Source organism: Streptomyces sp. NBC_01451, assembly GCF_036227485.1.
Classification (GTDB): domain Bacteria; phylum Actinomycetota; class Actinomycetes; order Streptomycetales; family Streptomycetaceae; genus Streptomyces.
Genome location: NZ_CP109479.1, coordinates 3,030,599 through 3,050,470, shown reverse-complemented (window position 1 = coordinate 3,050,470; position 19,872 = coordinate 3,030,599). Strand labels below are relative to the sequence as shown.

Below are 19,872 nucleotides of genomic sequence, written 5' to 3'. Positions count from 1 at the left end.
CAGTCACCGTACGCAACAGCGAAGTCACTGATCACGGTAGGCATATACGGCCACTCTGAGTGATGTGAACCAACAAATCGCCGCCCCCGAGGCCCAACCCGTAGACGCCTTCCGCAACTTCAGCGTGCGCCTGTCCCCCACACCCCGTGGCGCCCGCCTGGCCCGGCTGCTCACCGCCGAGCAACTCCGCTCCTGGGGACTCCCTCTGGACCCAGCCCGCCAGATCGTCGCCGAACTGGCAGCGAACGCGGCCACCCACGGACGCGTCCCGGGCCGCGACTTCCGGCTCACGGTGTACGTCATCGGCGCCACCTTGCGCATCGAGGTGACTGACACGTGTGGTGACCGACCGCCGTGTCCTCAACCTCCGTCCGACGACGCGGAGTCCGGGCGGGGCCTCGCCCTGGTGGAGGCGCTTGCCGACCGTTGGGGGTGGGAGCCAGTGCTGCGCCCGCGTAAAACGGTGTGGGCCGAGGTCGTACTCCCATCGGATGCGATGGCCTCGAAACGCGAACACCTGACGTAGGACGCGCCCTGGTGATTCCCGGCTTGCGCGGGATCCGGCACGCTGCGGCCTGCCTGGCCGAAACCCGTACGCACTGTTGAACGCGCCTGCGAAGCCCCTGAAGATGGTCATGAGCGCCCCGCCCCACCGGGACAAGGGGGAGCGGGCGGATGACGCGGTGCCGGCGGTTCGAGGCTGGTGAAACGGGGGCTGAGCGGTGCTGGCGGGTGGCGACATGGTCGGGAGCGGTGCCGGGTGAGGAACCGCTTTCAGGTCGCGCTCCAGATCATGCTGGCTCTCGTGGCCTGCTTACTGGGGATCGCCACCAACTACGCGACCAGCACCGATGAGGCTCCCTGGGTACTGGAGGCGATTCAGCGGTTCTCCGTCCCGGCTATCGGGCTGCTGATCGTGGCGCTGGTGGTCGGGCAGGTCGTCGTCTACCGGCTGGAGAATCCCGCGCCGCCCCGGACCGTGTGGCCGCGTCAGCGGGTTCCGTACCCGGGCCTCGACGCATTCGACGAGGACGAGGCAGCCGTCTACTTCGGCAGGGACACACAGGCCGCCGAGCTGGCCCGAAGGCTGAATTCCACCGCGAACCGCCCCGGGGACCGGTTCCTGGTGCTGATCGGGGCGTCCGGGAGCGGGAAGTCCTCACTGGTCAGGGCCGGGGTGATGCCCCGGCTTCGGGAGCGCCGCTGGACCGTCGTACCGGCCTTCGCCCCCGGACCCAACCCGCTGGGTGCTCTCGCGGGCGCGCTGGCGGCCGTCGCCGACGGGCAGGAACCGGCGAGTGCCGTACTGCGCAGGCTGCGCCAGGGGCCGGACGCTCTGCGTGCCGAGCTGTCACGGCTGCGTGGCGGCCGGTTCCGGCGGATACTCCTCGTCGTCGACCAGTTCGAGGAGATCGTCACCCTGGCGGGTGAGCGTGAACGCGCCCAGTTCCTTGAAGCATTACGTATCTGCGTGGAACAGGACTCGGCGGTCCGTGTGCTGGTCACTCTCCGGGTGGACCTCCTCGGTCGGCTCCTTGGCACCGGACACGCGGAACTCCTTCAACATCCCGTCGCCATCGGCACATTGGGCAGAGCACAGCTCGCCGACGTTGTGGAGCGACCTGGCGCCCTCGTCGGCCTCAGCTTCGAGCCCGGAGTCGTCGACTCCATCGTGAGTGAGACCGGGACGGACGACGCACTACCGCTGCTCGCCTACCTCCTCCAGGAGTTGTACTTCGCCTCCGGCCCTGGCGGGACTGTCACCGAGGAGTTGTACCGGCGGCTCGGCGGAGTGCCTGGCGCGCTGGCGCGCCAGGCGGACAACACCGTGACCGGGCTCGGCGAGGGTGTGGGTATCGACTCAGTCCTCCGCGTCCTGCTCAGATTCGTCACAGTCGAGGGCCAGGACGTGGCCCGACGCCATGTGCCGTTGTCCGAACTCGATGACCGGGACCGGTATGTGGTCGATGCCTTCGTCGAGGCGCGGCTCCTGCGTACGGACGCGGCGGGCGGCGGTTCCGCACCCGTCAGGGAGCCTTATGCGCAGGTGACGCACGAAGCCTTGTTCCGACAGTGGGCCCCGCTGCGGCAGGAGGTCGAGGCGCGGGCCGAACGACTTCGCGAGCGCGCCGAACTGGAGCGATGGGCGGCCGACTGGGAGCGGGCCGGACGCAGCGACGACTATCTCCTCACCGGGGAGCGCCTCACGGTTGCCCGGCGCTGGCTCGAAGCATTGGAGGAGTCCGGGCAGGCGTCCACGCCCACCCGCGCTCTCGTCGAGTCCTCACAGCGCCACGACCTGACCTTCCTGAGCCGGGTCTCCGAAAGTATCGGCCGTCAAGTCCTTGTCAGCGCGGAGAGCGAGCCGGAGCGCTCCCTGCTGCTCTCGCTCGCCGCGCTCGGCGAATGCACGCCCACACCCTCGGCCCGGCGCGGACTGATGGCGGTGCTGGCAGCGAGTCACCTCCGTTCCCGGCTCGACGGGCACACCGACACTGTTCGGCACATCGCGTGGTCCCCCGACGGGCGCATGCTGGCCACGGCGTCCAGAGACGGCACGGCCCGCGTTCACGACGCACGGTCCGGGCGCAGTCTGCTGGTGTTGCCCTGCGACGGGGTCATGGTCGAGTCCGTCGCCTGGTCGGCGGACTCGGCGCGAGTGGCGACCGCCGGCCGTGACCGTGTCGTACGCATCTGGGACGCCACGTCGGGGGAGCCGGTTCGGCTGCTCACGGGAGCCGGAGACATCAACCGACAGGTGGCCTGGTCGCCGAGCGGGCAGCATCTGGCGGCGAGTTGCAAGGATCGGATCGTGCGGGTCTGGGAGGCCGATACCGGACGGCTCGTGCACGAACTGGACGGGCACGGCGAGGACGTGTGGGGTGTGGCCTGGTCGCCGGAAGGCAACCGCCTTGCCTCCGCCTCACACGACCAGACCGCGATCGTGTGGGACCTGACGACCGGACGAGCGGCCGTCACACTCACCGGGCACTCCGACTTCGTCGAAGGCATCGCCTGGTCGCCGGACGGTCGGCAGATCGCAACCGGCTCCGGGGACCACACCGCCCGTATCTGGGACGCTGGGACCGGCGACCTGCGCCTGCTGGTACGGGGACACACCGACTACGTGTGGAACCTGGCCTGGTCGCCGGACGGGCGGATGCTGGCCAGTGCATCCTCCGACCGCACCGTGCGCATCGTCGGAACCGAGGACGCCAAGGTCCTGGCTGTTCTGCGTGGCCACGCCGACACCGTGTGGGGCGTGACCTGGTCACCCTGCGGGACCATGCTCGCCACCAGTTCCACCGACGGTACCGGCATGGTGTGGGACCTGCGCCCTCGTGGCGCCGAGGCCGTACTGGCCGACGGCCACCGAGCCCCGGTCAACCAGGCCGCGTGGTCCGGGGACGGTGCCCTCTTCGCCACGGCTTCGGACGACGGCACCGTACGGGTGTGGGACGCGGCCACCGGTGCTCCGGCGGGACCGGTGACGGAGTTGGAGGCCCGGGTGTGGGCCGTCGCCTGGGCCCCGCACGGGCAACGGCTTGCGTTCGGCACCAACGACGGCCTGTTCCGAATGACCGACGGGCGCGGCGGCACAGTGTTCGAACGGCAGGGTGAGGTCGTCGAGGGGTGTGCCTGGTCGCCGAACGGCGGACGCATCGCCACTGGCGGCCACGACGGCACGGTGCGTGTCCTGTCCGCGCCGGACGGGACCGAGCTGTTGGAACTGACGGAACACCAGGACTGGGTGGGGCGCGTGGCCTGGTCGCCGAGCGGACGCCTACTCGCCAGTTGTTCCGACGACCGGACGTGCCGACTATGGGACATCGGGGAGGGGCGGCAGTTCACAGTGCTGCGCGGCCACGACAACTACGTGGAGGACGCGGCCTGGTCCCCGGACGAGACGAGGATCGCCACCGCTTCCGGCGACTGGACGGCAGCCGTGTGGGACGTCCCCACCGGGCGGCGCATCGAGGTGCTGAAGGGACATGAGGGACGGCTTCGTGCCGTTGCCTGGTCACCCGACGGCCGACACATTGCCACGGGCGCCGACGACCGCACCGTACGGGTCTGGTCCGCTGCCACCTTCGAGGAGATCGCCGTCGTCGGTGTGCACCAGGACAAGGTGACCTCCGTGGCCTGGTCCCCGGACGGCACGAGGCTGCTCACGGGATCGGCCGACGGGACGGCGCGCGTGTGGCGGGCCGAGCCGGACTATGACCGGCTGGAGGCGGTCGCCCGGGGAAGGGTCTTCCGTACCCTCACCCGCGAGGAGCGGCGGCATCATCTGCTGCCGCTCGACCCCGCGTGACCGGGTGATCAGTAGGCCGGTTCGACCGTGCGCTCTTCGGTGTGGACAAGGTAGTCGTCCGGATCCAGGCTCATGGCTTCGCGCTCGGGCGACGCCCAGTACAGCGCGTTGCGTTCCGCGAATGTCTCGGGGCCCTCGTACGAGATCAGCCAGAAGAACTGGCTGTGCTCCCGGTCCACCCAGGCCCCTCCGATCGTGAATCCCAACTCCAGCCGCAGCGGCACGATTTCCTTCCGCCACCGCTCCACCCACTCGTCGAGCCGACCGTCCCGAACGGTGTACGTACGCAACTGTGTGGTCTTCGGCATGCCAGACATCCTCTCCTGCCGGAACGTGATCCCGCTCCGGAACCTGGCCGAGTGGGTTTCGGTGCGACCGGCGCTCTTTTCAAAGGAACATCTGGAGAGAAAGAACCCCAACCAAACCCCACCTCTCCCGCCCGCCGGGACGCCTCTGGGGCCCTCGTTGCTGCCGCCGCGAAACTCACTCGGGCGAGTGAACATCAGCAACTCGGCTGGATTCGGGACCGGTTGCCTGCCCTACGCTCGGCGCAGCAACATCAGCGACTTCACAGACAACCGCAGACATGCGACGGCCCTCGCCGGGAAGGCAATCCCGAGGCGAGGGCCTGACCACCGAGGAAGAGGCAACTTCCCGATGAATGGGAAAAACCTTAGCGTGCCCTCGCACGCCCAAGCCCGTATCCCGGGCAAGAACCACCGTTCCTAGGGACTGAGCGGGAGTGGGTCCTGTTGCCAGAACTCATGCTCAGTCGAACGCCCCGGACGGTGTTGGGCGTTCTGGTTGCCCGCGTTCGCCCGGCGTCCGGCGCCGACGGATCGTGTCCGTGGTCCGGGGATGCGGGGGCGGGTTCCCTCACGCCCAGGAACACCCAGTCTGGCCTGGACGGTCCGATGCCCCGCACGATCACTCCGGTCGTGTGGGGGCGGTGCCGTCCGTCGCCGGATCGGGTGTCCCTGGGCGCGCCTTCCGATCGCCACGGCAGCAGCATCATGGCGAGTGGTCTTACGTGTCGTGGTGGTGAGGGGTTTCTGCCAGTGCTGGGCACCCCAGCGGCTGGTGTAGGCCGGGTCGACGGCGATGACTGCGATACCCGTGGCGTCGGCCATCGAAGACAAGCGGGCTCGGAGCTTGCCTGTGGGCATGCCGGAGATCAGCTGCCGGAAGCGTTTCCTGCGGCCGTGCTTCTCCCGGGTCTTCTCCGCGGTGAAGTCCAGGTCCTCCACCGCGATCGCCTTCACCCCGCACGTTTGCACCCAGTGCAGGAGGCGGGTCAGGGCGTGACGGACCTGCGCGTCACGGTGCTCGGCAGTGCCAGAAAGGTCGTAGAAGAAGCGGCGCGGGTTGCCGGTCGGGTTGCCGTGGGTGTCGAGGCGCCAGGCGGCAAGGTGGTCGGTGTTCATGTCGACGCCGATCACACCGTGCGCGAGGGCGACCTCCATCGGGACGGTCTGTGTAATCGGGAGTTGCCAGGATGCGGTCACATACCAGCGGTCCCGGCCCGTGTCGTAGTGGATGCGGTAGGCGGTCGCCCGGTTGGCCGCGACACGGTCCGCCCACTCCACGCCCCGGTGCGCGAACACGACCCGGCAGGCCAGGACGTACCGGCCGTACGGGGCGTTCGCCAGATGAGCGAGCCGGGCGGGGAGTTTGATGCTCACCTCGCCGTCGGGGCTGATACGGATGGTCTCGTTGCCGTAGCGCTTGCCGGACTCCCCGTCCGCCTGGCAGAACCAGCGCTCCGCCTCCCAGCCCCGGCGCCACTGCGACTCCGTCAGCTGGGCCTCGGCCAGGTGATGCCTGGCACGGGCCAGCCGTTTCCCGCCACGTACGACGTGCACGATGCCGGCCTCGCGGTCGGCGCGGGCGGCGGCCAACCGGTCCTCAAGCACCCGCAGCCGCCTCGACTTCGCATGCCACTCCCGCTGGGACCGATAACCCCCGGGCGCCTTCTTCGTCCCCTTCTGCCCGACCGGCAGCGACAACCGCTGCTCGATGGTGCGAACGCCCGCTTCCAGGTTCTGTAGATGCGCCGACTGGCAGCGGCGGGCCAGCGCCCACTGGTCATGCGTGGCATTGGTGATACTGCCCGCCCACCGCGACGACGACAGCGGCGTCAGCTCCCGCTTACGCACCGCCCACGCCTCACCGGAATGCGACAGACCGTCTTGGCAACGCGTCTTCAGATCCTTCGAGGCCAGCGACCCCAGATGCCCGCCGACCAGCCGCAGCACCTTCTCATCGTCCGGCGTCAGCTGCTTGAGACGGGTCCGCACGGCCACACCGGACGGACCCGACGCGACGAACGACGCCGCCACACTCCTCAGCTCACCCACCCCGTCACCCCCGCCCGATGCCACCCGACGATCCCGTCGTCATGGGAAACGAGCACCACTCGTAAAGGTCACGCATTCGATGAGGGAACATCAGTTCCCAGCTTCAACCAAACCCACAGCCGACGTACGCAACACGACACACAGACCAGCAGCACTCGCATTCGGAGGGGCGGGATCCGGAAGCCAACGGACCGGAATCAGACACCTTCGTCCAGGTATCGCGAACTCGCTTGACTGTCCCCCGTACGGCTCGGGAATCGTGATCGTAGCCACAGCGATGGCGACGACAGATGAGTACACGGGGGTTACGCATGGCCATTCCCAGACCGCAGACGCGCCAGTTCGAGGCGTTCATGACGAACCTGTCGTACGCCCGGCGCATGGTCGAGACGGGCCGGATGCTCACCCCCCTCAGGTCGCCCACGATCGATATTGACGACTTCTACCGGGCGGCCTGGGTGCAGGCAGTCGGGGCGATCGATCACTGGCTGCATGAGGAAGTGCTGCGCCGCGTCGCGGAGTTGGCGGCCAAAGACAGCCCCGACATGCCGTACCAGCTGCGGATGTACGAACTGCCGCTGTTCCGGGTCGAGGCGGTGCGTCGGGGTGATGTGACGCTGGCGGAGGCCGTCGTCGAGCATCTGCGCGACAAGCTGGCCGGCCAGGCGCTTCAGCACCCGGGGAAGATCTCCGAGGCGCTCAAGCTCGTGACGGAGAAAAAGGTCTGGTATGAGGCGGCGGGGCGGATCAACGAGTGGTTCCAGGGCCGGACCACCCTGAACGAGAAGAAGCTCCGCAGTCGCTATCTGGAGATCACCCAGCGGCGCAACAAGATCGCGCACGACGCCGACCTGATCGACGGTGACCTCAAACAGCGCCGCCCGATAGACGAGGCCGAGGTCACCGACGCCATCGACTGGATCGAACGTATCGCGCTGGCCATCGTCCATGTGCTCGACGACGATGCTGACGATGACCACGAGGAGTGAAGGACGGGCAGGCATCAGTCCGACCGCCACCGCCTCGTAGGCTGACCCCATGACGGAACTGCCCGACCGGCGTCTTCTTCTGGTGCACGCGCACCCGGACGACGAGTCGATCAACAACGGCGCGACCATGGCCAGGTACGCGGCAGAGGGCGCCCGGGTGACCCTGGTCACCTGCACCCTCGGTGAGCGTGGTGAGGTCATTCCGCCCGAGCTCGCGCATCTCACCGGGGCCGCCCTCGGCGCGTACCGGCTGCGTGAGCTGGACGCGGCCATGCGTGCCCTCGGCGTGGCCGACCACCGGCTGCTCGGCGGACCCGGCCGGTACGGGGACTCCGGGATGATGGGGCTCGCTGACAACGACGACCCCGGCTGCTTCTGGCAGGCGGACGTCGACGAGGCGGCCGGGTACCTCGTCGAGGTGATCCTTGAGGTCCGCCCGCAGGTCGTCGTGACGTACGACCCGGACGGCGGCTACGGCCACCCCGACCACATCCAGGCCCACCGCGTCGCCATGCGGGCGGTGGAACTGGCCGCCGAGGCCGGCTGGAGCGTCCCCAAGGTGTACTGGAACCGGGTGCCCCGTCCGGTCGCCGAGGAGGGCTTCGCCCGGCTCCGGGAGGCGCTGCCCGGCCTGCCCTTCGCGAAGGCCGGCGCGATCGACGACGTACCGGGTGTCGTGGACGAGGACCGCGTCACCACCGCCGTCGACGGGACCGCGTACGCCGCCGCCAAGGCCGCCGCCATGCGCGCCCACGCCACGCAGGTGGAGGTGGCCGAGCCCTGGTTCGCCCTCTCCAACCAGCAGGCCCAGCCGCTCTTCACCGACGAGTACTACGAGTTGGTACGTGGTGAGGGTGTTGAGCGGGATGCGGGTGTTGAGCGTATTTCCGTACGTGAGACCGATCTGTTCGACGGGATCGCAGTGACTGCGGAGGGTGGTGCGCGATGAGTGCGAACGGGAAGGCCCCCGTCGGCGAAGCCCGCGGGAAGGGTGCGGCCGGGGGCAGTCTGATGGCCCAGCCGCTCGTCGCGCCCCCTCCGGGGCGTGCGGCGGGCTACCTGGGGCTCTTCGTCCTCGGGGCCGTCGTGGGGGGCGCGGGCGCGCTCGTGCAGGCCGCGTGGTTCCCGGGCGGGCTGCTGCTCGCGCTGGGCGGGGCGGGCGGGCTGTTCCTCGGCGGGGCGCGTGCCGTCGGCACACGCGCCGGGGCGGTCGCGCCCGCGGCCGGCTGGATGGTCGCCGTCGTCCTGCTCACCGCAAGCCGCCCGGAGGGAGACTTCGTGTTCGCCGCCGGAGTCGGCTCGTACCTCTTCCTCCTCGGCGGGATGGCCGTCGCTGTGATGTGTGCCACGCTCGCCCGGACGCGGCAACCGGACGGTTCCGCTGTCCGACTTGGCAAGTGACGTACTACTTCGCCGTCGCAACCGCGTGGGGGTCCCGTGATGGTTTCTCCGGCGGTCGTGGGATACGCGCCAGACGTGGCCAGTATGGTGGTGCGCGCCGCCGAGCTGCCCGCGTGAGGTCGCGTCGGGCGGCGGAGCCAACCGGGAGAACCTGCCTTGAGTCGTGAAACTGACAGTCCGTCCTCCGGGCCCAACGGGCGCGGAGGTGCCGCCTACCCCTCGGGGACACCGCCGTACGGCACGCCCATGGCGTCCGACGGCGGTGCGGACGCGGGCCGTTCGTCGGCCGCGGAGCCGGACGGACCCAAGACCGAGACCACGCTGACGACCCGGATCCGGATCAACATCCCCGGATCCCGGCCGATTCCGCCGGTCGTCCTGCGGACGCCCGTCGCTGACACCGAGTCCGCCGAGGACACCGGGACCCATGCGCGGCCCGGGGCGGGAGGCGACGGCAGAACGCCGGGCGCGCCCCTGTCCAACGGCGCCGCCGAACCGTCCGCCGAATCCCCGGGCGAGTCCGGGGAGAAGACCAGCGACTGGTTCGCGCCGCGCAAGTCCGGTGCGCCGAAGGCCGGTCCAGGCGGTGGCGAGAGCAACGGGGCGGGTCTGCCCGGTGTTTCGGGTCCCGCGCCCGCAGGTGCCCGTCCAGGCGGCCCCAACGGCACCGGACCGGCGGGTGCTTCCCCTCCCCGCGTTCCAGGCGGCGTTGGTTCCTCGGGCTCGCGCCCCGGTCTGGGCGTCATGGGCGCCGCGGGCAACGCGGGCGGCCCACGCGCCGCCGGTGGCGGCGGTACGAAGGGTGCCGGGCTCGGCGGTGCCACCGGCGCCGGTCCCGTCGCGCCCGGGCACGGCGGTGGCACCGGTTCCTTCGACGTGTCCGCGCTGGCGGCCGGGGCGGCCCCGTCGTCGCCGGGCACCTCCGCCTACCCGCCGGCCGGCAAGTCCCGCAACCAGGGAGGTCCTGGCACTCCGGCCGGGGTTCCCGACGGCCGTGGCGAGCCGCGCCGCGACGACCTGCCCTACTTCTCGGACAACGGGCAGGGCGGCCAGAACGGCCGGAACGGCCAAATTGGTCAGGGTGGCCCGAACGGCCCGGGCAGCCAAAGCGGTCCAGGCGGCCAGGGTGGTCACAACGGCTTCGGCGGTCAGAGCAACGGGTTCGGTCCCCAGCACGACTTCGCCGCCCAGAACGACTTCACTGCGCCCAACGACTTCACTGCGCCCAACGACTTCGGCGACTTCGGCGGCGCTCCGAACGGCCAGAGCGGCCAGAGCAGTCGGAACGGCCAGAACGGCTTCGGGGGGCCCGGCGCTCCGGGCGGACGCGGTCCCGCCGGCCCGACCGGCGGTCCCGTCACCGGGGACGGCCCGGTCGTCCCGCCGTTCGTCGGCGACGGCAGCATGGCCCCCGGTGTCTCCGGCACGGGCGGGTTCGCCGCCGGGCTCAGCGACGACACCGCGATCCTGACCCCGCAGAAGCATGTCCCCGGCCCGGGCGCCGAGGCCTACGGCGGCTACGGCGGCTCCGTGGACAACGTCTCCAGCTCCACCCTCACCAGCGGCATGCCCGTCGTCCCGACCGACCGGAACTCCCCGTTCGGGCCGGGCACGCACTCCGACGGACCGCTTCCGCACACCCCGCCGAAGCTGCCCGAGCCGGTGTCGCCGAGCACGCCCGCCGCTGCCGCGCCCAAGGGCAAGAAGGCGAAGAAGAAGGGCCGCAGCAAGGTGACGCTGCTCTTCGCCGGCGTCATCGTCATCGGCGGTGGCGTTTACGGTGCCGGGCTGCTGATGAACCACTCCGACGTGCCCAAGGGCACCACCGTGTTCGGCGTCGACATCGGCGGCGGCACCCGTGACGAGGCCGTCAAGAAGCTCGACGACGCCTTCGACGGCCGGATGACGCAGGCGCTGAAGCTGTCAGTCGACGGAAAGACGGTCGAGCTCAAGCCGGACCAGGCGGGGCTCCAGTTCGACACCCAGGCGACGGTCCGGGCGGCGGCGGTCAGCGACTACAACCCGGTGTCGGTGATCGGCTCGCTCTTCGGGCAGCAGCGGGTCGTCGAACCCGTCATGCCGGTCGACGAGGAGAAGCTCGCCGCCGCGCTCCAGCGGGTGGCGGGCGGGGCCAGTTCGGCGAGCGACGGCACGATCAGGTTCGTGTCCGGCAAGGCCGTCGCCGTCTACGGCAAGGCAGGCAAGGGCATCGACGCCGCCGCGGCCGCGGAGTCCGTCGAGAGCGCCTACCGCAGCCAGGTGGAGAGCGGCACGAGCACGCCGGTCCAGGTGCCCACCAAGGCGCAGGAGCCGACGATCACGAACGCCGAGGTCGACCGGATGATGAAGAAGTTCGCCACTCCGGCGATGTCCGCCAACGTCACCGTCCGCCCGGACACCGGTGCGCCGGAGCTGGAGTTCAGCCCGAAGAACTCCCTGTGGAAGTTCCTCCAGGTGAAGGCGGTCAACGGCACACTCGTCGAGGCCTACGACAAGGAAGCGCTCAAGGACCTGTACGGCGGCACCTTCAGCCAGGTCCTGATCACCCGCGGCAACGGCAGCAAGACCCCGGTCACCGTCGAGGACGTCATCGGCGCGTTGCGCCCGGCCCTGGTCAGCACGACCGACCGGGTCGGCATCATCGAGACCAACCCCTCGTAGCCGCACGGCCGTACGGCCACACGGCAGCGCAGGTCAGGAGGGGCGCCCGGGACACCGGGCGCCCCTCCTGACGTACGGGCAGGTCACCCTCGTACGACCGTCCCGCCCATGACATCTGTCATCCGCGAGTCAGGATCACCGGCACTGCCGGGCGGACCGGGTCCGCGGCCACGATGGATGCCATGGACCCCATGGAAACCACCCCAGTGGTCGCGTTCGACCAGGTCACCAAGAGCTACGGCGAGGTCCGGGCCGTCGACGGGCTCACGCTCACCCTCCGGCCCGGCGAGACCGTGGCGCTCCTGGGCCCCAACGGTGCCGGGAAGTCGACCACCCTGGACCTGCTCCTCGGGCTGAAGCAGCCCGACAGCGGCACGGTCGGTGTCCTCGGCCGCAGTCCCCGGGACGCCATCGTCGGCGGGCATGTCGGTGCCATGCTCCAGAGCGGCGGCCTGATGGACGAGGTCACCGTCCGCGAGCTCGTGTCGCTGGTCCGCGCCCTGCACCCGCGCCCCTTCCCGGTGGGCGAGGTCCTCTCCCGGGCCGGGATCACCCAGCTCGCCGACCGCAAGGTCAACAAGCTGTCCGGCGGGCAGGAGCAGCGCGTCCGGTTCGCGCTCGCCACGGCCGGGGACAGCGCCCTGATCGTCCTGGACGAGCCCACGACCGGCATGGACGTCACCGCCCGCCAGGCCTTCTGGGCGACCATGCGCGAGCAGGCGGACCAGGGCCGTACGGTCCTGTTCGCCACCCACTACCTGGAGGAGGCGGACGCGACAGCGGACCGCGTCCTCGTCCTGCACCGGGGCCGGCTGCTGGCCGACGGCACGGCCGCCGAGATCAAGGCGAAGGCGGGCGCCCGCCGGATCTCCTTCGACCTGGAGACCGGGGCGACCGGGGCGACGGGGGCGAGCGGGGAGGCCCCGGCGGAGGAGGCGGTACTGCGCACCCTGCCCTTCCTCACCTCCCTCGACGTGTCCGGTCAGAAGGTCCGCATCCAGTCCTCCGACGCCGACGCGACCGTCCACGCCCTGTACGGGCTCGGCCTCTACCCGCGCAACCTCGAAGTGGCCGGCCTGGGCCTTGAACAGGCGTTCGTCACCCTCACCGCCGCGGCCGAGGAGGCGCGCACAGCATGAACGACCTCATCAGGCTCGAAATCACCCGGGCCCTGCGCAACCGCAAGTTCCTGTTCTTCTCGGTGATCTACCCCTCCGCGCTGTTCCTGCTGATCGCGGGCAGCGCCGACAGCACCACGAAGGTGACGGGCACCGATCTCAATCTCCCGACCTTCTTCATGGTCTCCATGGCCTCCTTCGGCGCCCTCACGGCCGTCCTGATGGGCAACAGCGAGCGCATCGCCAAGGAGCGCGAGAGCGGCTGGGTACGGCAGTTGAGGCTGACCCCGCTGCCGGGCCGGGGCTATGTGCTCGCGAAGACGGCGAGCGCGGCCGTGATCAGCCTCCCGTCGATCGTGATCGTCTTCGTCGTCGCGGCGGCCGTGAAGGACGTACGCCTGGACGCCTGGAAGTGGCTGGCGCTCACCGGCGCGATCTGGGTGGGCAGCCTCGTCTTCGCGGCCCTGGGGGTCGCCATCGGCTATCTCGCGAGCGGGGACGCGGTCCGTCCGATCACGATGATCGTGTACTTCGGCCTGTCCATGCTCGGCGGCCTGTGGATGCCGACCACGACCTTCCCGCAATGGCTCCAGGACATCGCGAAGTGGCTGCCCACGCACGCGTACGCTGCCCTGGGGCGGTCCATCGAGCTGGGCGACGCCCCGCAGGCGAAGGATGTGGCGATCCTGGCCGTCTCGTTCGTCCTCTTCGCGGGCGGCGCGGCCTGGCTGTACCGGAAGGACACGCTGAAGGCGTGAGCAGCGTCGGCATCGGGCAGCGCCCGGCGACCCCCAAGCGGCGGGTCATGAAGTCCCTGTGGATCGGCGTCTGGCTGGTCTACCTGGGCGCACCGGTCGGCGACCTCCTCCACGGCGGCCACAGCACGGGCGTACGGGTCCTCGGCTGGCTGGGCCTGGCGGTCTTCGTCGCCTGGTACGCGGCCCTGGTCTTCCGCACGGGCCGCGGCGAGACCACCCGCCTGGTGGTGGCCTCCCTCGCCGTCCTCGCCGCCCAGGCGAGCGTCCTGGCCCTCAGCCTGGGCCGCGAGTGGCTCGTCCTGTTCGTGTACGTCTCCACCTCGTCCGGCGCCGCCCTGCCGCTGCGCATGTCCCGCTGGGCGATCGCCGCCACGTCGGCCCTGATGTCGGCGGTCGCGCTGACCGTCCCCGGCGGCCACTCCTATCTGGCCTCGCTCCTCGTCCCGGCCCTGCTCGGCGGCGCCGCCATGGCGGGAGTACGGCAACTCGTGCGCACGACCATCGAGTTGCGCGAGGCCCGCGCCACGGTCGCCCAACTGGCGGCGAACGAGGAACGCCTGCGCCTGGCGAGGGACCTGCACGACCTGCTGGGCCACTCCCTCTCCCTGATCACCCTGAAGAGTGAACTGGCGGGCCGGATGCTCCCCGACCACCCCGAGAAGGCGGCCCAGCAGGTGGCCGACATCGAGCAGGTGAGCCGCCAGGCCCTGGTGGACGTACGCGAGGCGGTGAGCGGCTACCGGCGCCCCCGGCTGGCCGGTGAACTGGCGGGCGCGCAGGTCGCGTTGGCGGCGGCGGGCATCACGGCCGCCCTGCCCCCCGACCTGGACCCGGTCCCCGCCGACGTCGACGAGGAGGCGGAGTCCGCCCTCGCCTGGGCGCTGCGCGAGGCGGTGACGAACGTCGTACGGCACAGCGGGGCCCGGCGCTGCACGGTGGAGGTGCTGAGCCGCCAGACCCTGGGCGGCCCGGTGCTCGAACTGTCGGTCGAGGACGACGGCTCGGGCAACGGCTCGGCCGGTACCTCCGGCACCCCGGGCAACGGTCTCACCGGCCTCGCGGAGCGCCTGGAGAAGGCGGGCGGCTCCCTGGAGACGTCCCGCACGAAACACGGCTTCCGCCTGGTGGCAAGGGTTCCGGCGGGCACCGCGTCCACTCCGGCGGACGTAGGATCCGGTTCATGAGCCGCATGATCAAGGTCCTGTTGGCGGAGGACCAGTCGATGGTCCGCGAGGCGCTGGCCGCGCTGCTCGGTCTGGAGCCCGACATCGAGGTCGTGGTCCAAGTGGCGCGCGGCGACGAGGTGTTGCCGGCCGCCCGGGCCCACGCCGACCTGGACGTGGCCCTCCTGGACATCGAGATGCCGGGCGCCACGGGCATCGAGGCGGCGGCCCAGCTGCACCGGGAGTTCCCGTCCCTGAAGCTGGTCGTCCTCACGACCTTCGGCCGCCCCGGCTATCTCCGTACCGCCATGGAGGCCGGCGCCGACGCCTTCCTGGTCAAGGACGCCCCGGCCGCCCAACTCGCGGCAGCGGTACGCAAGGTGCTCGCCGGGGAGCGCGTCATCGACCCGACCCTGGCGGCAGCCGCGCTGGCGGACGGAGCCAACCCGCTGACCGACCGCGAACGGGAGGTCCTGCGCGCGGCAGCGGACGGCGCGACCAACGCCGAGCTGGCGAAGACCCTGCACCTGTCCCAGGGCACGGTCCGCAACTACCTCTCCACGGCCATCCAGAAACTGACGGCAAGGAACCGGACGGAGGCAGTGCGGATAGCGAGAGAGAAGGGCTGGTTGTAGAGGTCTTTCGGCGGGCTGGTGGCACGGTCACTTACCAACAGGGGCTGCGGTGACGGACCTGGGGGCGCGGGGAACTGCGCGACAAGCCACAACGCACCCGCCCACGAACAGATACCCCTATGCCGCTTGGGCGATCAGGTCAGTTGAGGCGGGCCCGAGCCGCTCGGGCCTGCCCCCGCATCCGATCAGCCGCGGGCAGGTCGAACGTGGAGACAACCTCCGCGTACCCCTCCAGCTCGGCCGCCCCCGCCAGGAACTCCCCCCTGCGCACCAGCAACTGAGCCCGCTCGTACCGCAACCGGGCCGGATGCGAGGGCAACAGCAACGCCAACTCCACCGCCCACAAGGACACTTCCGACCGCTCCGGCCGCGCCGCCCCCCACGCCCGGACATTGTTCAGCACCCGCAACACCACATCCAGCGGATCCGCGGGCGCCAGCATCGACGGGTCCAACGCCTCGCCCGTGGCCCCGGCCACCAGCAACTCCGCGTCCCCGCTGCTCAGTACCCGTCCCCCGTCGAAGGGATCGGCAAGCACCTGCTCGTCGACCGGACCGAACCCCACGACGAAGTGCCCGGGCAGCGCCACCCCGTACACGGGCGCCCCCGCCCGTCGGGCGACCTCCATCCACACCACGGACAGCAGGATCGGCAACCCCCGCCGCCGCACCAGTACTTCGTGCAGCAGCGAGGACTCCAGCCGCTGATAGTCGGCGGGGCTGCCGCGGAACCCGTGGCGCTCGCCCAGGAGTTCGTGCATGGCCGTCGCCCAGGAACGCGGCCCGCCCGGTCGGAACGGCAACTGTCCGGCCAGCCTGTCGAGTTCCATCTGCACGCCGTCGATCCCGGTCTCGTCGAGCGCCCGGTCCGCTACCGCGCCCATCAGCAGGCACAGCGTCGTCAGATCGGGCCGCTCGGACCGGGCCTCGTCGGCGAACAGCCGCCGCAACTCGGCGGACCGTCCGGGCTCCGGCGGATGTGGCAGGGGATGTGGGAAACGCATAACAGGGCCGTGCCCTCTCACACCGATCGGTAGTGGTGGTAGGAGTGATGCGCTGCGAACCCCATCCTGGCGTACAGCGCACGCGCTCCCACGTTGTCGGCCTCCACCTGGAGCCAGGAGGCCGACGCCCCCTCCTCCAGCGCCCGCCCGGCCAACGCCGCCATGACAGCCGTCGCCAGCCCTCGCCGCCGCTGAGCGGGATCCACCTCGACGGCGCCGAACCCGGCCCAGCGCCCGTCCACGACACACCGCCCGATGGCGGCCGGCGGCTCGCCCTCGCCGCCGGGCACGGTCGCGAACCACACCGAGGGTCCGCTTCCCAGTACCGCCAGCGCCGCGTCACTCACACCCTTGCGCTGATACCGCGCGAGCCACGCCTCGTCGGCCTCCCGCGACAGCACCACCGCACCCGCGTCCCCCTGATCGGCGACGGGCGCCAGCCCGCCGACCCACAGCTCGGCCGTCACCTCACGCGTCCAGCCGCGCTCCTCCAGCTCCGCGCACAGCAGCTCCTGCGTGCCCTCGGCGCCGGTGGCGGTCTGGACGTAGGCGGGCAGACCGCGCTCGCCGTACCAGCGTCGTACGACGGCCAGCGCCTCGTCGAGCGGCAGACCGGGGTCGCCGACCGGCAGCACCGAGTTGGCCCGCCGGGTGAAACCGGAGGCTGCCCGCAGCTCCCAGTCACCCAACCGCTCGCTCTCCACCGGCTGCCAGGACCGCGCGGAGACCCGCGCCAGCTCCTCGTACGAGGCGGCGGGACCGTGGCGGCGGGCGGGGGCCGCCGGGACGACCTTGCCCGCCACCAGGGACGCTTCCGTGACCCGGACGCGCTCGCCGTTCCGCCGTGTGATCAGAAGCACACCCGCCTTTTCGTCCCATGATGTGAGAACACCGACCGTGTCGGTGAACCTCTCACTACCGGGAGGCTCTTCGTTCAGCCGTCGAACAGAGACACGTTTGCCCACGTCAGCAGCGGTTATACGGACTTCGAGACGGCCGGCCGCGGAGATTTCCACAGGTCAGTTCACCCCTCCTGTATGGATCATGCCTGGGAACGGAGATACTAGGTGCGGGCATCGACGACGCCGCGCTCCCGCGCGCCAGGTGGCGGAGCCTGAACGGCTCGCCAGCGCCCTATCGAGGAGGAACGACAGCGTGACCTACGTCATCGCGCAGCCTTGTGTCGACGTCAAGGACAAGGCGTGCATTGAAGAGTGCCCGGTCGACTGCATCTACGAGGGCTCCCGGTCCTTGTACATCCACCCGGACGAATGCGTCGACTGCGGAGCCTGTGAGCCGGTCTGCCCGGTAGAGGCGATCTTCTACGAGGACGACACTCCGGAGGAGTGGAAGGACTACTACAAGGCGAACGTCGAGTACTTCGACGAGCTCGGCTCGCCCGGCGGCGCCAGCAAGCTGGGGCTGATCGAGCGCGATCACCCCTTCATCGCCGCGCTCCCGCCGCAGAACCAGAACGGCTGAGAGCGGCCCGCAGAGCCTGCGCCGCCCCGGTCCCGTACGGCCCGATCACCTTGATCGTGATCGCCGTACGGGACCGAGGCGTTTGCCGTACGCATCCGTACGCATGTACGTGACGCGGGTGCGTGACGCCGTTACGTGTACTTCGTACTCGAAAGTGAGCCAGATCCCGTGTCCGCAGTCTCCGACCGCCTCCCCACCTTCCCCTGGGACAAGCTGGAGCCGTACAAGAAGACGGCCGCCACACACCCGGACGGCATCGTCGACCTGTCGGTCGGCACGCCGGTCGACCCGGTTCCCGAGCTGATCCAGAAAGCACTGGTCGCCGCGGCCGACTCGCCCGGGTACCCGACGGTCTGGGGCACGCCGGAACTGCGCGACGCGCTCACCGCCTGGGTCGAACGCCGGCTCGGCGCCCGGGACATCACCCACCGCCACGTCCTGCCGGTCGTCGGCTCCAAGGAACTGGTCGCCTGGCTCCCGACCCAGCTGGGCCTGGGCCCGGGGGACAAGGTCGCGTACCCCCGCCTCGCCTACCCGACGTACGAGGTCGGCGCCCGCCTGGCCCGCGCCGAGTACGAGGTCTACGACGACCCGACCGAGCTGGACCCCACCGGCCTGAAGCTCCTCTGGCTCAACTCGCCCTCGAACCCCACGGGCCGGGTGCTGGGCAAGGAGGAGCTGACGCGGACGGTCGCCTGGGCCCGCGAGCACGGCGTGCTGGTCTTCTCCGACGAGTGCTACATCGAGCTGGGCTGGGAGGCCGACCCGGTCTCCGTACTCCACCCGGACGTGTGCGGTGGCTCGTACGAGGGGATCGTGTCCGTCCACTCCCTCTCCAAGCGCTCCAACCTCGCCGGCTACCGCGCCGCCTTCCTCGCCGGTGACCCCGAGGTCCTCGGCCCGCTCCTGCAGATCCGCAAGCACGGCGGCATGATGACCTCGGCACCCACCCAGGCGGCGGTCGTGGCAGCGCTCGGCGACGACACGCACGTACGCGAGCAGCGCGAACGGTACGTCGCCCGGCGTACTGCCCTGCGCGAGGCCCTGGTACGGCACGGCTTCCGCATCGAGCACAGCGAGGCCAGCCTCTACCTGTGGGCCACCCGGGACGAGTCCTGCTGGGACACCGTCGCCCACCTCGCCGACCTGGGCATCCTGGTCGCGCCGGGCGACTTCTACGGCACGGCCGGCGAGACGTTCGTCCGCGTGGCCCTGACGGCGACCGACGAGCGGGTGGCGGCGGCCGTCGCCCGCCTGTAGTCAGTACGACCGGCGATACGGCGACCGGCGATACGGCGACTGTCAGTGCGACGGCTGTCGGTGCGACGGAGGGGCCCGGGGAAGTTCCCCGGGCCCCTCCGCCATCACCTGGTCACCGCTGCTCGGGTCAGCCCAGCGGCAGGCCGTCCAGGGGCAGCTGACCGGCGCCCGGCAGGCCCTTCGTGGGGAGGGCGTCCGTCGGCAGACCGCCCTTCGTGGCCGTCTCGGCGGTGTCGCCGAGGATGCCACCGGCGTCGCCCGCCGCCGGCACGGACTTCTTGACCGCGTCGCCGCCGGTCTGGCCCGCCAGCCCGGAGACGTTCTGAGCCGCACCGTCGACGGTGTTGCCGACGTTCGCCCCGTCCAGGGCGGTCAGGCCGCCCAGGTTCGGGGTGGCAGGCAGCCCGGCGGGCGCCGCGCTGGCGGCGCCTGCCGCACCGACCCCGGCTGCCGCTCCGGCTGCGACGAGCAGCGCTGCACGGGCGATCCGGCGGGTCAGGGGGAGGGACATGATGCTCCTGAGTGTCGGTTGACTGTTGATCGTCCGGACTCGGACGCAGTGACTACCGCTCGAAGGCCCCTGAAGTTGCGGCGCCCCAATGTAAAGAGTTGGCAATGCGTCGCATAATCGGCTGCGGATAAAAACGGGCAAAGGCCACCCGGTCCGAAAGTCGGGTGAATCCTTGTGACGGGTTACAGCCCTTTGTTCGCAAGGGTTCTGACGGACAGT

General features: G+C 70.6%; 16 protein-coding genes and 1 pseudogene. 12 read left to right on the top strand and 5 right to left on the bottom strand.

Annotation, left to right across the window (positions count from 1 at the left end):
- The first annotated feature begins 64 nt into the window (after positions 1-64).
- Both OG595_RS12935 and OG595_RS12930 read left to right on the top strand, forming a co-directional pair.
- Positions 65-526 carry an ATP-binding protein gene (locus tag OG595_RS12935; RefSeq protein ID WP_329271321.1) on the top strand — a complete coding sequence of 154 codons (462 nt, stop codon included), beginning with the start codon at positions 65-67 and terminating at the stop codon, positions 524-526.
- 234 nt (positions 527-760) lie between these two features.
- Positions 761-4,315, top strand: a complete 3,555-nt coding sequence (locus OG595_RS12930) for an nSTAND1 domain-containing NTPase (RefSeq protein WP_329271319.1) — start codon at positions 761-763, stop codon at positions 4,313-4,315.
- An 8-nt stretch (positions 4,316-4,323) separates the two neighbouring features.
- Here OG595_RS12930 and OG595_RS12925 read toward each other — a convergent pair whose 3' ends face one another.
- Positions 4,324-4,623 carry an NIPSNAP family protein gene (locus tag OG595_RS12925; RefSeq protein WP_329271317.1) on the bottom strand — a complete coding sequence of 100 codons (300 nt, stop codon included), beginning with the start codon at positions 4,621-4,623 and terminating at the stop codon, positions 4,324-4,326.
- Between the two features lie 417 nt (positions 4,624-5,040).
- A pseudogene (locus tag OG595_RS12920) lies at positions 5,041-6,672 on the bottom strand (IS200/IS605 family accessory protein TnpB-related protein).
- A gap of 311 nt (positions 6,673-6,983) precedes the next feature.
- Between OG595_RS12920 and OG595_RS12915 the strand changes: the two are divergent.
- The 8 genes from OG595_RS12915 to OG595_RS12880 all read left to right on the top strand — a co-directional run bounded on the left by OG595_RS12915 (position 6,984) and on the right by OG595_RS12880 (position 15,397).
- The gene (locus OG595_RS12915) at positions 6,984-7,661 is read left to right on the top strand and encodes a hypothetical protein (protein ID WP_329271315.1); all 678 of its coding nucleotides are present in this window, start codon (positions 6,984-6,986) and stop codon (positions 7,659-7,661) included.
- A 49-nt stretch (positions 7,662-7,710) separates the two neighbouring features.
- Positions 7,711-8,610 (top strand): N-acetyl-1-D-myo-inositol-2-amino-2-deoxy-alpha-D-glucopyranoside deacetylase, encoded by a 900-nt coding sequence (mshB, locus tag OG595_RS12910; protein WP_329271313.1) that lies wholly within the window; start codon positions 7,711-7,713, stop codon positions 8,608-8,610.
- Complete coding sequence (locus OG595_RS12905) at positions 8,607-9,062, top strand: DUF6113 family protein (protein ID WP_443073020.1); 456 nt, start codon at positions 8,607-8,609, stop codon at positions 9,060-9,062. Before mshB ends, OG595_RS12905 begins: the two co-directional genes overlap by 4 nt.
- A 156-nt stretch (positions 9,063-9,218) precedes the next feature.
- On the top strand, positions 9,219-11,723 hold the full coding sequence (locus OG595_RS12900; protein WP_329271311.1) for a hypothetical protein: 2,505 nt from the start codon (positions 9,219-9,221) through the stop codon (positions 11,721-11,723).
- A 182-nt stretch (positions 11,724-11,905) separates the two neighbouring features.
- Positions 11,906-12,862 carry an ABC transporter ATP-binding protein gene (locus OG595_RS12895; RefSeq protein WP_329271308.1) on the top strand — a complete coding sequence of 319 codons (957 nt, stop codon included), beginning with the start codon at positions 11,906-11,908 and terminating at the stop codon, positions 12,860-12,862.
- Positions 12,859-13,599: an ABC transporter permease gene (locus tag OG595_RS12890; RefSeq protein WP_329271305.1), complete on the top strand. Its 741-nt coding sequence runs from the start codon at positions 12,859-12,861 to the stop codon at positions 13,597-13,599. The genes OG595_RS12895 and OG595_RS12890 overlap by 4 nt, the downstream gene beginning before the upstream one ends.
- Positions 13,596-14,783 (top strand): sensor histidine kinase, encoded by a 1,188-nt coding sequence (locus OG595_RS12885; RefSeq protein WP_329271302.1) that lies wholly within the window; start codon positions 13,596-13,598, stop codon positions 14,781-14,783. The genes OG595_RS12890 and OG595_RS12885 overlap by 4 nt, the downstream gene beginning before the upstream one ends.
- Complete coding sequence (locus OG595_RS12880) at positions 14,780-15,397, top strand: response regulator transcription factor (RefSeq protein ID WP_329271299.1); 618 nt, start codon at positions 14,780-14,782, stop codon at positions 15,395-15,397. Before OG595_RS12885 ends, OG595_RS12880 begins: the two co-directional genes overlap by 4 nt.
- A gap of 139 nt (positions 15,398-15,536) precedes the next feature.
- Here OG595_RS12880 and OG595_RS12875 read toward each other — a convergent pair whose 3' ends face one another.
- Positions 15,537-16,400, bottom strand: a complete 864-nt coding sequence (locus tag OG595_RS12875) for a transglutaminase-like domain-containing protein (protein ID WP_329271297.1) — start codon at positions 16,398-16,400, stop codon at positions 15,537-15,539.
- Positions 16,401-16,417: 17 nt separating this feature from the next.
- On the bottom strand, positions 16,418-17,416 hold the full coding sequence (locus OG595_RS12870; protein ID WP_329271295.1) for a GNAT family N-acetyltransferase: 999 nt from the start codon (positions 17,414-17,416) through the stop codon (positions 16,418-16,420).
- 139 nt (positions 17,417-17,555) lie between these two features.
- Here OG595_RS12870 and fdxA point away from each other — a divergent pair, with 139 nt between their 5' ends.
- Positions 17,556-17,882, top strand: coding sequence for a ferredoxin (fdxA, locus tag OG595_RS12865; protein WP_319092146.1), 327 nt, complete (start codon positions 17,556-17,558; stop codon positions 17,880-17,882).
- 168 nt (positions 17,883-18,050) lie between these two features.
- A complete protein-coding gene (locus OG595_RS12860; RefSeq protein WP_329271289.1) occupies positions 18,051-19,142 on the top strand; it encodes a bifunctional succinyldiaminopimelate transaminase/glutamate-prephenate aminotransferase in 1,092 nt (363 codons plus the stop codon).
- Positions 19,143-19,269: 127 nt separating this feature from the next.
- On the opposite strand, the gene OG595_RS12855 is transcribed toward OG595_RS12860, so the two are convergent.
- On the bottom strand, positions 19,270-19,653 hold the full coding sequence (locus tag OG595_RS12855) for an ATP-binding protein (protein WP_329271287.1): 384 nt from the start codon (positions 19,651-19,653) through the stop codon (positions 19,270-19,272).
- Positions 19,654-19,872: the final 219 nt, after the last annotated feature.

Bases quoted from the DNA above. Each gene is read 5' to 3' on its own strand.
- OG595_RS12925 (WP_329271317.1), bottom strand. From the start codon at position 4,623: ATGCCGAAGACCACACAGTTGCGTACGTACACCGTTCGGGACGGTCGG.
- OG595_RS12915 (WP_329271315.1), top strand. From the start codon at position 6,984: ATGGCCATTCCCAGACCGCAGACGCGCCAGTTCGAGGCGTTCATGACG.
- mshB (WP_329271313.1), top strand. From the start codon at position 7,711: ATGACGGAACTGCCCGACCGGCGTCTTCTTCTGGTGCACGCGCACCCG.
- OG595_RS12905 (WP_443073020.1), top strand. From the start codon at position 8,607: ATGAGTGCGAACGGGAAGGCCCCCGTCGGCGAAGCCCGCGGGAAGGGT.
- OG595_RS12895 (WP_329271308.1), top strand. From the start codon at position 11,906: ATGGACCCCATGGAAACCACCCCAGTGGTCGCGTTCGACCAGGTCACC.
- OG595_RS12890 (WP_329271305.1), top strand. From the start codon at position 12,859: ATGAACGACCTCATCAGGCTCGAAATCACCCGGGCCCTGCGCAACCGC.
- OG595_RS12880 (WP_329271299.1), top strand. From the start codon at position 14,780: ATGAGCCGCATGATCAAGGTCCTGTTGGCGGAGGACCAGTCGATGGTC.
- OG595_RS12875 (WP_329271297.1), bottom strand. From the start codon at position 16,400: ATGCGTTTCCCACATCCCCTGCCACATCCGCCGGAGCCCGGACGGTCC.
- OG595_RS12855 (WP_329271287.1), bottom strand. From the start codon at position 19,653: ATGTCCCTCCCCCTGACCCGCCGGATCGCCCGTGCAGCGCTGCTCGTC.